General features: G+C 38.6%; 13 protein-coding genes and 1 pseudogene. 11 read left to right on the top strand and 3 right to left on the bottom strand.

Features of this window, described 5'->3' with window-relative positions:
• Positions 1–6 precede the first annotated feature (6 nt).
• Positions 7–1,449: a rubredoxin gene (locus tag PSF86_RS13835; protein WP_277900684.1), complete on the top strand. Its 1,443-nt coding sequence runs from the start codon at positions 7–9 to the stop codon at positions 1,447–1,449.
• A 548-nt stretch (positions 1,450–1,997) separates the two neighbouring features.
• On the opposite strand, the gene PSF86_RS13830 is transcribed toward PSF86_RS13835, so the two are convergent.
• Positions 1,998–2,888 carry a molybdenum cofactor synthesis domain-containing protein gene (locus PSF86_RS13830; RefSeq protein WP_277900683.1) on the bottom strand — a complete coding sequence of 297 codons (891 nt, stop codon included), beginning with the start codon at positions 2,886–2,888 and terminating at the stop codon, positions 1,998–2,000.
• A 287-nt stretch (positions 2,889–3,175) separates the two neighbouring features.
• Here PSF86_RS13830 and PSF86_RS13825 point away from each other — a divergent pair, with 287 nt between their 5' ends.
• From PSF86_RS13825 to PSF86_RS13805, 5 genes and pseudogenes are all read left to right on the top strand, one after another.
• Positions 3,176–4,942 carry a DEAD/DEAH box helicase gene (locus tag PSF86_RS13825; protein WP_277900682.1) on the top strand — a complete coding sequence of 589 codons (1,767 nt, stop codon included), beginning with the start codon at positions 3,176–3,178 and terminating at the stop codon, positions 4,940–4,942.
• A gap of 175 nt (positions 4,943–5,117) precedes the next feature.
• Positions 5,118–5,882, top strand: a complete 765-nt coding sequence (locus tag PSF86_RS13820; protein WP_277900681.1) for a carboxypeptidase-like regulatory domain-containing protein — start codon at positions 5,118–5,120, stop codon at positions 5,880–5,882.
• A gap of 117 nt (positions 5,883–5,999) precedes the next feature.
• Positions 6,000–6,146 (top strand): annotated as a pseudogene (locus PSF86_RS13815) (DUF805 domain-containing protein); the annotation flags it as partial.
• 111 nt (positions 6,147–6,257) lie between these two features.
• Entirely contained in the window at positions 6,258–7,088 is an 831-nt protein-coding gene (locus PSF86_RS13810) for a dienelactone hydrolase family protein (RefSeq protein WP_277900680.1), read from the top strand.
• Positions 7,089–7,226: 138 nt separating this feature from the next.
• A complete protein-coding gene (locus tag PSF86_RS13805; protein ID WP_277900679.1) occupies positions 7,227–8,873 on the top strand; it encodes a M1 family metallopeptidase in 1,647 nt (548 codons plus the stop codon).
• A 20-nt stretch (positions 8,874–8,893) separates the two neighbouring features.
• Here the strand turns inward: PSF86_RS13805 and PSF86_RS13800 are convergent, their stop codons facing one another.
• On the bottom strand, positions 8,894–9,856 hold the full coding sequence (locus PSF86_RS13800; protein WP_277900678.1) for an App1 family protein phosphatidate phosphatase: 963 nt from the start codon (positions 9,854–9,856) through the stop codon (positions 8,894–8,896).
• Positions 9,857–9,928: 72 nt separating this feature from the next.
• Here PSF86_RS13800 and PSF86_RS13795 point away from each other — a divergent pair, with 72 nt between their 5' ends.
• The 5 genes from PSF86_RS13795 to PSF86_RS13775 all read left to right on the top strand — a co-directional run bounded on the left by PSF86_RS13795 (position 9,929) and on the right by PSF86_RS13775 (position 13,621).
• Entirely contained in the window at positions 9,929–10,807 is an 879-nt protein-coding gene (locus tag PSF86_RS13795) for a diacylglycerol/lipid kinase family protein (RefSeq protein ID WP_277900677.1), read from the top strand.
• A gap of 176 nt (positions 10,808–10,983) precedes the next feature.
• A complete protein-coding gene (locus PSF86_RS13790; RefSeq protein ID WP_277900676.1) occupies positions 10,984–11,571 on the top strand; it encodes a superoxide dismutase family protein in 588 nt (195 codons plus the stop codon).
• 106 nt (positions 11,572–11,677) lie between these two features.
• Positions 11,678–12,208 carry an RNA polymerase sigma factor gene (locus tag PSF86_RS13785; RefSeq protein WP_277900675.1) on the top strand — a complete coding sequence of 177 codons (531 nt, stop codon included), beginning with the start codon at positions 11,678–11,680 and terminating at the stop codon, positions 12,206–12,208.
• Positions 12,208–12,999, top strand: a complete 792-nt coding sequence (locus PSF86_RS13780; RefSeq protein WP_277900674.1) for an anti-sigma factor — start codon at positions 12,208–12,210, stop codon at positions 12,997–12,999. Before PSF86_RS13785 ends, PSF86_RS13780 begins: the two co-directional genes overlap by 1 nt.
• A 46-nt stretch (positions 13,000–13,045) precedes the next feature.
• Positions 13,046–13,621 (top strand): pentapeptide repeat-containing protein, encoded by a 576-nt coding sequence (locus PSF86_RS13775; RefSeq protein ID WP_277900673.1) that lies wholly within the window; start codon positions 13,046–13,048, stop codon positions 13,619–13,621.
• A 61-nt stretch (positions 13,622–13,682) separates the two neighbouring features.
• On the opposite strand, the gene PSF86_RS13770 is transcribed toward PSF86_RS13775, so the two are convergent.
• Positions 13,683–15,005, bottom strand: a complete 1,323-nt coding sequence (locus tag PSF86_RS13770; RefSeq protein WP_277900672.1) for a sugar MFS transporter — start codon at positions 15,003–15,005, stop codon at positions 13,683–13,685.
• Positions 15,006–15,016: the final 11 nt, after the last annotated feature.

Here is a 15,016-nt window from a genome sequence, read left to right as displayed (position 1 = left end):
AAAACAATGAGAAAAGAATTGTACCGCTTAATTATAAAAGGAGGCGTTTTATCTCCCGGCGAGCTTAAAAACATAGTAACCTGCGCCGAAAATTCGGGCCTAAAAAGTATTTCTTTTGGCTCCCGGCAGGACATTCTTTTCAACAAAGAGATTAAACGGGAACAGCTCGATAATTTTAACGACCTGGAATGGATTGCGCCCAATGCTAAAGGTACAGAGAACATTATGTGCTCTTATATTTCTGCCGATATTTTCCCAAATACCAGTTGGTTGACGGGAGACCGCTATTTGTATATCTTAGAACAATTTAGGCATCAACCATTATTAAAAATCAACATTGCCGACCCCAAACAAAGGCTCGTTCCACTTTATACCGGACATTTAAACTTTATTGCTTCCCCGCACGAAGATTATTGGTATTTGTACATAAGGCTCCCGCAATGGGAAAAAACGGCCATGTACCCGGTATTGATCTATAGTTGGGATATTGCTAAGGTGTCGGTTGTCATTGAGGCGTTCCTGCAAGAAGAACCCGAAAATGTTTCAACGGTATTCGAGCTGGTAAACGATGCCGTGGATGCTAACAACAGAAATATAGACACTCCCTTGCATGTACCTTTTCACCCTTTTCCTTATTATGAAGGAATGAACAGGATGGGCACCGACAAATATTGGCTGGGACTTTATTGGAGAAACAATAAATATGACCTAGATTTTTTAAAATCCATGTGCGATCTGTGTGCCGAATGCAAAATAGGTAAAATAGGCATTACGCCATGGAAATCTTTTATCATTAAAGGAATCCAGACAGAGTTTAAATTAAAATGGGAAAAATTTTTAGGAAAAAGAGGCATCAATGTCCGCCATTCCATGTTGGAACTAAACTGGCATTTGCCCGTTGCCAATAAAGAAGCTTTGAAACTTAAAAGATACCTGGTCTCCAATTTCGATCAAAACGACATCAGTACTTACGGGCTTACCTTTGGAATTACCGATTATACCCGTAAAGCCTATTATTTTACCTCTATTGTAATTGAAAAGAACAAACAGCCCGAAATTTCGGTCGATTTTAAAATACGCGATACCTATAACCTACTTTATGCCAAAAACTTCGACCCAAATACAATGGAATACCTAATCCATGTGCAGGATGTAGATAAAGTGGAACTCCCCGGCCTGTTAATTGAACTTAGCAAAATGTATTTTGATGTTTTAGGTGAAGGACAAGACACCCCCAATAAAAAAACAGAAAAAAAAGATACCGTTGAAGCAGAAGTATACCAATGTACGCAGTGCCTAACCATTTACGACCCAGAGTATGGCGACATAACACAAAATATCGATCGGCAAACCCCATTCAACGAACTGCCCGAAACCTATTGCTGTTCCCTATGCGAAGCTCATAAAAGTGCCTTCGCCAAAAAAGTATTGGTAAAAGAATTGGAATGATGTGGGATGTTGTTCAATTAATAATTAGGTTTTTTTCGTTGTTATGTAGCTATGTTGTTGAGGGTTGAGAGTCCAGAGGTTCAAGGTTTCAGATTTCAGGTTTCAGATTTCAGGTTTCAAATATCGCTATGGGAGTGTTCAATTAACTAATCCCTAATCACTTTTCCCTAATAACAATTAACAAATAACTAACCCCCTTATCACTAATCACTATTCAAGGTTGTTACGCTGTTATGATGCTATGTTGTTGAGAGTTGAGGGTTGAGAGTCCAGAAGTTTCAGGTTTCAGGTTTCAGGTTTCAGGTTTTAGGTTTTAGGTTTCAGGTTTTAGGTTTTAGGTTTCAGGTTTCAAATGGGAGTGTTCAATTAACTAATCCCTAATCACTTTTCACTAATAACCATTAACCATTAACAAATAACTACCCCCCTTTCCTCATTTACTTATTAACTCATTGCATTATGCGACTTCTCCTTACGTCGAAGTGACCAGAAGCCAAAAACTATAAATCCTTGAATCCTCAACGCTAAACTAGAAAAAAGCCTTAAACTCAATCATGGCCTTGGCCGCGCAGTATTTTAAAAACATGGAGGACATGGGGAAAAATAGCTTCCATGGATTCTCTTGCACCATTGGTAGAGCCCGGTAAAGCAAGTACCAAACAATTCCCAATGGTACCGGCCACACTTCTGGACAACATTGCAAAAGGCATGCGCTCTTGCCCGTAACTCCGTATAGCTTCTTCTATTCCTGGTATTTCCCTATCCAACAAAGGCTTTAATGCTTCAGGTGTGATATCCCTATAAGACAATCCGGTTCCCCCGGTATAGATTAATAAGTTATGGTCACGTGATAATTCTTTGGCTTTCGAGGCGATAATATCTTTTTCGTCTGGAACAATTTCATAATTTAAAACTTCAACATTGCATTCCTTAAGCTTTTTAATAATGGCCTTTCCGGCGGCATCTTCCTTTTTTCCTTCAGAAATAGTATCAGAACACACAACAACTGCTGCCTTTAACCCCAATGGGTACATGCGTTTAAATTTATTGGTCCCGCCCTTGCCAGATACCATTTTTACAGGGCCCAAATCTACGCTCCCATCTGGGTTACCGTTAAAAAACTGCCTTAATGCAATTCCCGCTATCGATGCGCCCAACATGGCCTCTGCATCCAGATTGGTTTTATGGACGCCCTTTACCATAACGGTAAAGGTAAGTTTGTTCTCTTCCAATAGGTCGGTTATTTCAATGGCATCAATTAAAAAAGGATGAGCATTCGGCAATATCGATGGGGTATTTTTAACGGCCAATAAAACCGTAGTCTTTACCTCGGCAAAAACTTCTTTGGTATAAAGCGGCATCAAAGGGGTTCCGAGCGTAAGCGTAATTTCGGCCGTTGAGGCATAAAGTGTTTTTATTGTGGTTGAAATATCTTTCATCTTAAATAATATTTAACGATATATCATAAAAGGAGCGATACCGTTTTTCATTTTGCAATCCTTTTTCAAATATAAGATTATGTGAACGGTAAACGTGCTTAAAAAAAGAAGAATCTGCCCTGTTCGGGAAAAAAATTTCAACCCCCTGATGAATTTAAGCCCAAATACAGCGCTGCATTATATTAAAAACCTCATTATCAATTAAAAGAGATTGAAATATTTATTAAAATAAATACTGTGATGTCAATTAATAAGAGTACCTTTGCGCCCTTATTTTAAATAGATATATGAACAAATTTGAACAATTAGGACTGAACGAACAGCTACTCAAGGCCATAACCGACATGGGCTTTGAAACGCCTTCTGAAGTACAGGAGAAAGCTATTCCGGTCCTACTCGCCAACGAAACCGACATGGTGGCCTTGGCACAGACAGGTACAGGGAAAACAGCTGCTTTCGGATTTCCTATGATTCAGAAAATAGATGCAAATAGCAAGACCACGCAAGGGCTTATTTTATCGCCCACACGCGAACTTTGCTTGCAAATCGCCAACGAATTAAAATTGTATTCCAAATATTACCCATCGCTAAACGTGACGGCCATATATGGGGGCGCCAGTATTACAGAACAGGCAAGACAAGTAAAAAGAGGAACGCAGATTGTAGTTGCCACGCCCGGTAGGATGAAAGACATGATAAGCCGTAACATGGTAGACATTTCTAAAATTGAGTATTGTGTACTCGATGAAGCAGACGAAATGCTGAACATGGGCTTTTACGAAGACATTAAGGACATTCTTTCGCATACGCCAAAAGAAAAAAGCACATGGTTGTTTTCTGCAACCATGCCAAAAGAAGTAGCTACTATTGCCAAGAAATTCATGAAAAACCCACACGAAATTACCGTGGGAACAAAAAACTCTGCATCAGAAAATGTACAGCATGAATATTATGTAGTTAGCGGTAGGGACAGGTATTTGGCCCTGAAACGCTTGGCCGATACCAACCCGGATATTTTTTCGGTAGTTTTTTGCCGGACAAAGCGCGATACCCAAAAAGTAGCAGAAAGGTTAATTGAAGACGGATACAATGCCGGTGCACTTCACGGCGATTTAAGCCAGAACCAACGTGATATTGTAATGAAGGCCTTTAGAAGCCAACAAATACAAATGCTGGTCGCCACAGATGTTGCCGCACGCGGTATTGATGTAGACGACATTACCCACGTTATTAATTACCAATTACCAGATGAAATAGAAACCTATACGCACCGGAGCGGGCGTACGGGAAGGGCTGGTAAATCGGGGATCTCAATGGTTATTATTACCAAAAGCGAACAACGTAAGATACATGCCATAGAACGCATTATTAAACAGAAATTTGAAGCAAAGAAAATACCAACTGCCGACGAAATCTGTGAAATCCAGTTGTACCACTTGGCAAGCAAGATCAAGAACACCGAAATAAACGATGATGTTGAGAACTATTTGCCTGCAATAAACGATGTTTTAGAAGGCATTGACCGCGAGGAACTTATTAAAAAAATGGTCTCTGTAGAATTTGGCCGTTTTGCCGAATATTACAAAAAGGCAGGCGACCTTAATGTTGCTGCAAATTCAAGTTCCAACGGAAACGATTATTCATCAGAAGGAAACACAAGATATTTTATCAACGTTGGTTCCCGTGATGGCTATGACTGGATGGTTTTAAAAGACTTTTTAAGAGAGCAGCTTCAACTGGAAAAAGACGACCTGTTTAAAGTAGATGTTAAAGAAAGTTTTTCTTTCTTCAATACGGATTCTACGCATACCGAAAAGGTCTTGGCCACTTTCTCTGAATTTAAAATGGACGGACGTTTCATCAATGTAGAAGTTTCTAAAAATGCCCGCGAAAACTCAAGAGGGCGCGGTAAACGCTCTGGCGGAGGCGGAAAACGAAGCAGAAGAAGCGATAAAGGGTCTGGGGGCAATTATGGAGAAAAACGCTTTGGTAAAAAAGGCGGAAAAGGAAATAAGCCCGGGAGCGGAAAAAGAAGATCTAAAAAAAGATTTTAGTTAATTATAAATTAAAAATGCGCCAATAGGCGCATTTTTTCCTTTTGTTTGCTATTTTTAGCCGCAATTTAATTTACGTAACGAACTGTTGGTCTATTGTGATACCTACTATATTTGTTTATAAACCAATCACATTCTTTAGGCATCAGATTACTTTTTTAGTATGTTTGAAGTAATGAAAAAAATATTTTTGATATTAGCCCTTCTCTCCTTTGGCCTTGCCTTTTCGCAAGACAACGAAGGAGCGTTAAAAGGAACTGTCGTGAACACTTCGGACGATGCGCCTTTGGACAATGTCCATGTACTTAACCTAAACCAGGTTATCGGTACCATTACCAACGAAAAAGGCGAATTTAATATTCCCGCCCGCGCCAACGACACGCTATATTTGTCGTACCTCGGTTTTAAGTCCATTAAAGTCCGCGTTACCAACGACATGCTCAAATATCAAAATACCAAAATAGGATTGACCGAATTGGCTTATGCCCTGGAAGAAGTTGTGGTACGGCCATTCCAACTTACGGGCTACCTAGATATCGATGCCAAGAATATTCCCATAAACGAATCTGCCCGATACAGCATTTCGGGCCTAAACGTTGGTTACGAAGCCGGTAGCAGGAACCCCAATGCCTTTGCAAAGGTTATGGGCTCCATCTTCAACCCGGCCGATTTCCTCCATAACCTCTTTGGAAAGAAACCCAAACAAATGCGAAAGCTTAGAAAAATGCAGGAAGATGATAAAATCCGTAATTTGCTGGCTTCCAAATTCGACCGCGAAACCTTGATGGCCCTGTTGCAAGTGGACAAAGTGGATATTGAAGAAATTTTACGAAACTGTAATTATTCCGACAGTTTTATTGAAACCGCCAACGACCTCCAAATTCTCGATGCCATAAGTAATTGCTACGAAGAATACAAAGTACTTAACCGAGGGAATTAATCAAAGATATAAGATATCTATAAATTTTATTGAGTATACGTAATCAATCACAATGTACTTTCGCTTCCAACCGAGAGGTTATTAAAGTTAACACTTTTATAATTAAGAAGACTTCATGACGTTGATAAAAGTGGTTGGTTTATACTCGTTCCCCTGTATAACATAATACTACTTGCTACAGAAGGAGATAATGGTCCAAACCAATATGGTCCCGACCCTAAAAATGAAAATATCTCTGAAATAGAAGAAATCGGGAAAGAATAACCCTTCCCTTACTTTTTGTAACAAAAAAGTTTAGCGGCTACATTGCAACGGGATTTTATTCATTATTTTTTTTAGTATCTTCAGTATCAAGAAACTAAAAAATTAAAATATATGAAAACCCATACATTCATAATACTAGCCGCTATACTTTGCTTGGTTTCTTGTAAAAAAGAAGCCAAGAAAGGCAAAGATGTTACCGCCGAGGCTGTTTCTCAAATAAGCAAGGAGCTCTCCAACTCCGAAAGACACCACGAGTGGGTAGATTTAAAACGTGAAAAGGGTACTTTTAAAGCCTTTGTGGTTTATCCCGAAAGCAATGTTGCCACCGATGCCGTTATTGTAATACACGAAAACAGAGGATTAAACGACTGGGCACGTTCTTTTGCCGATAAACTGGCGGGCAAAGGATACCTTGTTATTGCCCCGGACATGATATCTAATACTGTTGAAGGAATTGAAAAAACAACCGATTTTGCCGATTCCGACAAAGCTCGGGAAGCCATCTATGCCTTAAGCCCAGATGAGGTTACAGCAGACCTGAACGCAGCTTTTGAATACATAAAAAAAGACCCGGCCAGTACCGGAAAAGTATCGGTGGTTGGCTTTTGTTGGGGCGGATCTCAAAGTTTTAGATATGCCACTAACAACCCTGCCATAAACAAGGCTTTTGTGTTTTATGGCACCGCTCCCGAAGACAAAAATGCTCTGGAAAGCATTAATGCACCCGTATATGGTTTTTATGGTGGAAACGATAACCGCGTAAATGCAACCATTCCAGATACCAAAACTGCCATGCAGGAATTTGGCAAAACTTATGAGCCCGTAATTTACAACGGGGCCGGACATGCATTTATGAGAAGGGGCGCAGAAACCGATACCGATGAAGCCAACAAAAAAGCACACGATGAAGCTTGGGAACGATTGCTAAAATTGCTTAAATAATACCACATCGGGCGACTGTTTGCCAAGGTGTTTCTAACAAGCATACTTTAAGGTATTTTATACATAACTATTGGCGTTTACTTAGTGGGTAAAACATTTAAATTGATTAGATTTGCCCTATTACACATTTGTTTATTCATGAAAAAAATAATTCTTATGGCATTGCTATGCACCATAGCAACTGCTAATGCACAAAATACCGGACTTTTTAAAGACGAAACTACATTTACAAGACAGGATACACTACGGGGCAGCATTACCCCGGAACGCGCTTGGTGGGACCTTAATTATTACGACCTCGATGTAACGGTAAAGCCAGACGAAAAGTACATCTCGGGTTTTAACACCATTCGTTATTTGGTATTGAACACAAATCAGGTAATGCAAATTGATTTACAGCCACCATTGAAAATTGAAAATGTAACACAAAACGGTAAAAAACTGGATTTTACAAATGATGGAAATGCACACTTTATAACCCTAAAGGAAAAACAAAAGGTGGGCGATTACAATGAAATTATTGTTTATTATTCCGGACATCCAAAAGAAGCCATAAGAGCCCCATGGGATGGAGGTTTCTCATGGAAAAAAGACAAAAACGGAAAAGATTTTATTGCCACATCCTGTCAAGGGCTTGGTGCCAGCGTATGGTGGCCCAATAAAGACCATATGTACGACGAAGTAGACAGCATGAAAATAAGTGTTACCGTGCCCAAAGACCTTACGGAAGTATCTAACGGCAGGCTTATTGGCGTAGACGAGCATAAAGAAACAAAAACCTTTCATTGGTTTGTAAGCAACCCAATAAACAATTACGGGGTCAATATAAACATTGGCGATTATGTACATTTTGGAGAGGTATACCAAGGCGAAAAAGGTCCGCTAGACATGGATTATTATGTATTGAGCTATAATTTGGATAAGGCCAAGGAGCAATTTAAGCAAGCCCCTAAAATGATGGAAGCCTTTGAACATTGGTTTGGCCCATACCCCTTTTACGAAGACAGCTATAAACTTGTGGAAGTGCCCTATTTAGGCATGGAGCACCAAAGTTCTGTTACCTATGGAAATAAATACGAAAATGGCTATTTGGGCCGTGACCTTTCTGGTACGGGCTGGGGCTTAAAATTCGATTTTATCATTATTCACGAAAGCGGACATGAATGGTTTGCCAACAACATTACCTATAAAGATATTGCCGATATGTGGGTACATGAAAGCTTTACGGCCTATTCAGAAAATTTATATTTAGATTATTACTTTGGAAAAGAAGCCTCTGCCGAATATGTAATCGGTACACGAAAGGCCATAAGAAACGATATCCCGATTATTGGCAAATACGATGTTAACAACGAAGGTTCGGGCGATATGTATTACAAAGGCGCCAATATGTTGCATACCTTGCGCCAGCTAGTTGAAGATGATGAAAAATGGCGTTCCATACTTCGAGGCCTAAATAAAGATTTTTATCATCAAACGGTAAAAACTAAACAAATTGAAGATTACCTATCTGAAAAAACCGGTATTGACCTTTCGGCATTTTTTAATCAGTATTTACGCACGGTCATGGTACCCAATTTAAACTACAAAATAGAAGGAAAAACACTAAGCTATAGATATACCGATGTTGTTGAAAACTTTGACATGCCGGTACAGGTATTGGTTAACGGCGAAGAACAATGGATACAACCAAATAAAGACTGGCAAGAGTTAACTGCCAAAACAAACATAAATAGCTTTGAGGTAGATAACGATTTTTACATCTATCATACAGAAATAAAATAATTGCTTGAGGAATTTTAAGATTAAAGCAAACCGATAGTTTTTGAATGTGCAATTGCAATAGAACTATCTACAAAATAGCAAGTCGGCACTTTAAATGTTTCAATATTTTGTAACATTTTTACCGTCTTGCTATTTTGTTTTTTAGTGGTTTGCCTAATATATACAGCAGCGACATTTTTAGGGAAGTACTTTACAATTTCTTCATAAATACCGGGATCTTTTTGAGAATCGTCCCCCATTAAAACAAAATTCATCTGCGGATAAAATTCAAGGATATCTTTAATCTTATTGAATTTATGCCTGTGATTTCCCCTACCGGAAAACAAGAAGTCTGTTAGTCCCGATTTTATTTTTTTCAGTTTAAAAACCGCTTTGGGCAATTGATGAAGTTTTGTAAAATTCAATATAAAACTATATAAATTCCATTCACTGCTGGAAACATAGAAAAAGGTATTGGTTTCCATTTTATCGGTTCTCCCGGCCTTGCTCAAGAGCGAATAATGAGTAGCTACATCATCAAATATTTTACGTTTTTGTACATTCTTGGTCAGCAAAACATACAGCTTCTTAAAAATATTGTTGGTATGCGAAATAAGAAAGGTGTCATCTATATCAGAAATAACCCCGATTTTCCCAGGAAAGGGTTTTAAAAATTCGCTTTCTGCCTCTACCATATGCCCTTTGTAATACGCCTCTACCCTATAGGCATGCCAACCTGCATCTATGCCATTGCACGGTATGCAGACTCTAAAATAACCTTCGTGCGTAGTCTGGGTAGAAATTTCCCGATTGTTAAAATAGACTTTTACGCTAGCATTTTTTAACGTTTTAATGGTAAACATTTCAAAAACGCCTTTGGCATGCCTATATCCTTTTTTATCGGTTAATAAATATTCGGGCGCCAACGATTTAAAAACATGCCCAAACAATATTACTTGTTCTTCGTTGGCATATCCTCTGTAAAGACTAAGATCGAATTTCATGTATCTTTTACCTTTTCTTTAGTAAATCAAGTTAGTTATTTTAATTAACTTAGATAAAAAGTCGTGCAATAAATGAATACAGCCCATAAAATTTTGTTAGTTGTAAACCCAATATCGGGAAACACAAAGAAGGAGAACATTATAGAGCAGGTACAAAATGAAGCAAAGGCAATAAAAAAGCAATTAGAAATTTACACCACAAAAGGTAAAAACGACAAAGACAATTTAATAAAACTGCTAGAGAAAAACCATTTTGAAAAATTGATAATTGCTGGCGGCGATGGCACCATAAAGCTTGGCGTTAGCGCAGTTATGGAAATCCATAAAAACATTCCCATTGGAATTATCCCTGCCGGAAGTGCCAATGGCATGGCGGTAGAGCTCAATCTGCCCCTAGACATACAAAAAGCCATACGCCATGCGCTAAAAAACACTCCAAAACCTGTAGATATTGTACAAATAAACGGCGAAGCATCCATCCATATAAGCGATATCGGCATTAATGCGGCGCTCATTAAAAATTACGACCAAAGCAACATCAGGGGAAAACTGGGCTATGCGCTACAGTCCATACCAACGCTTATTAATTTTAAGGAGCCTTTTCATTATAAAATCAATGCCAACGGAAAAGTTTTCTCTGGAGATGCCATCATGGTAGCTTTTGCAAATGCCCAAAAATATGGCAATGGCGCTGTTATTAATCCGCAAGGGAAATTAAACGACGGTAAATTTGAAATACTTATTTTTAAGTCGTTACAAATACCCAAGATTCTGGAAACTGTTTTTAACGAGGTTCCCATAGATGAAGAATTTATAGAGATTATTAAAACCAACAAAGCGGTTATTAACACAGAAAACCCTGTTCCGCTACAAATTGACGGGGAATATGGCAGGGAAACAAATTTTGTAGAAATCTCAATAGCCCACAAACAGGTACAAATAATATATTAGCCTCTCTTTATCAATGTTTAGTCTACTTTAAAATAACATTTTTCGGATATACAAATATCTTTTTTCCTTCAAAAAAGCAAGATTCAATACGTGAAAACTTCGTTAATTACGCTTTAACATTTTGGCGTTGGCTTATATCTTCTTAATTTTAGATTCAACTTAAAAAATTCAATACAATGAAAAAAATAGGAATTTCAATTATAGCATTAACCCTATTAGTAGGTGTTAGCTGTAAACAGAAAGAAAATAAAAAAGATGATGCTACCGAAAAAGAGACCATGACAGAAGTTAAAAAAGATGCTCCAAAGGAAGCGAAAAAAGTAAAAGTTTCCATGGAAGCAAAAAGCGACTCGAACGTTAGCGGTAACGTAGTTTTTAAAGAAGAAAGCGGTACCGTTACCATGACAGCTGTTTTTGATGGCTTGGAGCCCGGTGAGCACGCAATACATTTACATGAAAAAGGAGATTGCAATTCTCCAGATGGAAAATCTGCTGGAGGCCACTGGAATCCCACGCACGAAAAGCACGGTAAATGGGGCAGCCCAGATGGTTACCACAAAGGGGATATCGGTAATTTTACTGCCGACGATAACGGAAACGGGACCATTACCTTTAAAACCGACGAATGGTGCATAGGCTGTGGAGACGAGAAAAAAGATATTTTAGGTAAAGGTGTAATTGTGCACCAAGGAGCCGATGACTTTACATCTCAACCCAGCGGCGATGCCGGGTCACGCGTAAGTTGTGGCGGCGTTATTGAATAATAAAATACTTACATATATAATTGAAAAAGACTGCAATCCATGCAGTCTTTTTTGTGTATGTAAAAACTAATTTGTTACTTTAGAGAACTAACCCTCATTTTTTGGCATGGAACAAGAAACACTTATGCAGCGTATCAAAGAGAAAGACCCCATCGCTTTTGATACTTTATACCAAAACTACTCTAAAAGTTTATTAGGCGTTATATACAACATTGTAAAAAATGAGGAAGTAGCCGAAGAGGTATTGCAAGATGTATTTATTAAAATCTGGAACAAAGCCGACACATATTCTGCTTCCAAAGGCCGTATATTTACATGGATGCTCAATGTTGCCAGAAATGCAGCTATAGACAAAACACGTTCTAAAGGTTTCAACAAGGATAAGAAAAACCTAAGCGCAGAAAACTTCGTAGATATCATAAAAGACAATAACAATTTAAACAATCAAGTTGATGCCATTGGAATTTCTAAATACATCGAAAAATTAAAAAAAACCTGTAGGTCGCTTATAGAGTTATTATACTTTAAAGGATTTACACAAAAAGAAGCCTCAGAAGAACTAAACATCCCTATCGGAACCGTGAAGACAAGAAACAGAAACTGCATTGGTAACCTAAGGGAAATGCTACTTAACTAATGGAAATAAGAGAATATATAGAATCTGGAATTTTAGAGCTGTATGTTGCGGGCGTACTTACCGAAAAAGAAAATGAAGAAGTAACCGAAGCGATAAAAAAACATCTCGATCTTCAATCTGAAGTTGAAGAAATAGAAACCGCCATTATAAAATTAACGGCGGCAGTTGCACCAAAAGATGCCCAAAAACTATACAACAAAATAAAAACTGCGGTCCTAAACCAACCAAAAGTAGTAGCATTGCCACGCAAACGCTACAATTGGGCGGCATATACGGGCTGGGCGGCAGCAGTTGTACTGGCCGCAGGTATTTTCTACCTGTCTAACAAAAACAGCGACCTTGAATACAAGCTACAATCTTCTGATGCCAAAAACGCAGTACTAGAAACCAAAATAGCCGAAGCCAATGAAAGCCTTGAAAAAGCCGAAGAATTAGTTAGCTTATTGAGGGACAAAAACATTCAAACCATCAATCTGGGAGGACAAACAGTATCACCCCAGTCGTATGCCAAAGTGTATTGGAAACAAGAAGACAATGTGGTTTACATAGATGCGCAAGGCCTGCCCGAACCCCCACCCGGAAAAGTATATCAGGTATGGTCTCTTACATTGGAGCCCTTAACCCCTACCAGCATAGGTTTGCTGGACAATTTTACCTCGGATGACAATAAAGTCTTCGAGCTAAAAAACGCAAACCAATCGGAAGCCTTTGGTATTACCCTTGAACCGGCCGGCGGTAGCGAAACGCCAACCATGGAACAATTGTATACTTTAGGAGTGGTTGGGTCTTAAAAAAATAATAATCTAAATTTGTATTTTTAGTTTATTAACACAGCTTATGTACGACCGTTTTTTTGGAGACAACGAATATAAAGGCCAAAATTTTCAGCAAGCTGCACTTGAAAAAGGAGAATACGACAATTGCTCTTTTTACAACTGCAATTTTAAACAATCAGACATTACCAATGTAAGCTTTACGGAATGTAGCTTCCACGATTGCGATTTTAGTATGGCAAACATAAAAAACAGTGCCTTTAAAGAAGTCCACTTTTACAATTGTAAGCTTATGGGGCTACATTTTGACACGTGCAATCCTTTTTTGCTTTCTTTTAATTTTGAAGATTGCATTTTAAATTTTTCTTCTTTTTACAAACTGAAGCTTAAAAAAATGCTCTTTAAAAAATGTAGTATGGAACAGGTAGATTTTACCGAAACCGACCTAACAGAATGTGTTTTGGATAACTGCAATTTAGAGAATGCCATTTTCCACAACACCGTTTTAAGAGCAGCCGATTTAAGCACTTCTTACAACATGACTATCGACCCTGAAATAAACCAACTGCAAAAGGCAAAATTTTCAACCAAAGGGGCATTGTCTTTATTAAAAAAATACAACATTAAGATTGAATTGTAAAAACCCTTGCTTATGGAAACAAGGGTTTTTCTACAAAATTATATCATGTTAAAATAAGACATTACTTTTTCAAACCTACTTTATGCCCATGCAGTGCATAATAAAGAATTATGGCATAACAGGGGAATAATATCCAATACCCGGTAGTTGCCGCTTCGGCAGTGGCCGTTGCTTTGTCTACCCCTTCAGAAATTAGGTTTAGCTTATTAGAATCTACCAAAACCCCATACAAAGGCGGAATAATGGCCCCTCCGGAAATTGCCATTACCAATAATGCCGAAGCCGTTTTGGTAAATTTCCCCAAACCATTGAGTGCCAATGGCCATATGGCCGGCCAAACAAGGGCATTTGCAATCCCTAAAGCGGCTACAAATAATACGGAGGTAAATCCTGTGGTAGCAATAATACCTATTCCAAACACTATTCCCAGGACAGCACTTACTTTTAAGGCCGTATTCTGGCTTATATACTTTGGTATTAAAAAGACCCCCAAAGCATAGGTTCCCACCATGGCCATAAGTGTCATTAATGTAAACGATTTTGCTTCTTCGCCGGGCATTCCCAATGAAAGCCCGTATGAAATAATGGTATCGCCCGCTATTACTTCTACCCCAACATATACAAATAAGGCCAATATGCCCAACCACAAATGAGGGAATTGAAAAATACTCTTTTTCTTGGTTATAACCCCTCCTTCAACTTCTGTTTCTTCAATTTCTTCGGCTTCAACATGTGGCAAAGGAGCTTTTGTTATTAAAATGGCCAAAATAAACAGTACAATGGCCATGGTAATGTATGGCATTACAACACTGTCGGCCATTTCGTTTAGCAAGGTTATTTTTTCATCGGCCGAAACCTGTAGCAATCGCTCCTTAATTTCATCGATCCCCGACAATAAAATTGCACCAAATATAAACGACCCCAAGGCACCTGCTGTTTTATTGGCAATACCCATAATGGCAATACGCTTTGCGGCACTTTCCATTGGGCCTAAAATGGTGATATATGGGTTTGATGCTGTTTGTAAGATGGTCATTCCCAAACCTTGTATAAAAATTCCGGTAAGGAATATCCAATATGTCCTGGCCTCGGCAGCTGGTATAAAGACCAACGCCCCAATTGCCATAATGGCCAACCCTAGGGACATTCCCTTTTTGTAACCTACTTTTTCTATTATATAAGAAGAAGGCAGGGCCATTACCACAAACGAAATATAAGAAGCCGAAGCTACCAAATACGATTGCGCGTCGGATAAATCGTTAATTGTTTTCATAAACGGAATCAGCGCCCCGTTGATCCAGGTTACAAACCCGAAAATAAAAAATAATCCGGCAATGATCATTATTGGCACCAGCGTATTGGATTTTTGTGAGGTAGTTGTCATAATTATTCAGT

Source organism: Galbibacter pacificus (assembly GCF_029603165.1).
In the GTDB taxonomy this organism is placed as follows: domain Bacteria; phylum Bacteroidota; class Bacteroidia; order Flavobacteriales; family Flavobacteriaceae; genus Galbibacter; species Galbibacter pacificus.
This window is presented reverse-complemented; position numbering and strand designations above follow the sequence as displayed.